The organism is Neisseria sp. P0001.S005 (assembly GCF_051963715.1).
In genome coordinates this window covers 1-989 of record NZ_JBQCTZ010000431.1, presented here as the reverse complement: position 1 = coordinate 989, position 989 = coordinate 1, and the positions used below count along the sequence as shown (strand labels likewise).

At 51.0% G+C, this 989-nt stretch carries 2 protein-coding genes; both read left to right on the top strand.

Going from position 1 to position 989, the window contains the following annotated elements; translation table 11 throughout:
- Positions 1-98 (top strand): membrane protein insertion efficiency factor YidD (locus ACTHSP_RS20820; protein WP_440346863.1); only part of this gene is annotated, 98 nt, incomplete at its 5' end.
- A 118-nt stretch (positions 99-216) separates the two neighbouring features.
- On the top strand, positions 217-989 hold a 773-nt coding region (gene yidC / locus ACTHSP_RS20815; protein WP_440346862.1), incomplete at its 3' end, for a membrane protein insertase YidC.

Genomic DNA, 989 nt, shown 5'->3' with positions numbered 1-989 from the left:
TCAAAAAATACGGCGCATTCAAAGGCGGATGGCTGGCAATCAAACGCATCGCACGATGCCATCCTTTCGGCGGACACGGACATGACCCTGTTCCATAATGCTGCTGTCAACCATTTAAAGAACACGATTTCCTTTAATTTCCCGTCGGTTTCTATATAATGCCGTCTGAAGCAGTTTTCATCTCGATTACCTATCCGTCAATTCCAGGAATCTCTTATGGATTTTAAAAGACTAATGGCGTTTTTTGCCATTTCAGTGGCAATCTTTGCCGGCTGGGAACATTTTTTTCCCAGCCCCAAACCCAATCCGGCGCAACAAGCCGCGCAACAGCAAACGGCCGCCGCTCCGGCAAAAGCCGCTGCCGAAGCCGTGCTTGCCTCGGCCTCTCCCATTACCGTTACCACAGACACGGTTAAAGCCGTCATCGATGAGAAAAGCGGCGACCTGCGTCAGCTGACCCTCTTGCAATACAAAGCAACCGGCGACGAACACAAACCTTTCGTCCTGTTTAACGACGGCAAGGAATACACCTACGTTGCCCAATCTGAACTTTTGGACGCTCAAGGCAACAACGTTCTGAAAGGCATCAGCTTTACCGCCCCACAAAAACAATACAGTTTGGAAGGTGACAAAGTTGAAGTCCGCCTGAGCGCACCTGAAACCAACGGCCTGAAAATCGACAAAGTTTATACTTTTACCAAAGGCAGCTACTTGGTTAACATCCGCTTTGACATTACCAACAGCAACGGCCAACCTGTCGACCTGAGCGCGGACTACCGCATCGTACGCGACAACAGCGAACCCGAAGGTCAAGGCTACTTCACCCGCTCTTACGTCGGCCCGGTGGTTTACACCCCTGAAGGCGACTTCCAAAAAGTCAGCTTCTCTGATTTGGACGACGATGCCAAATCCGGCAAATCCGAAGCCGAATACATCCGCAAAACCCCGACCGGCTGGCTCGGCATGATTGAACACCACTTCATGTCCAC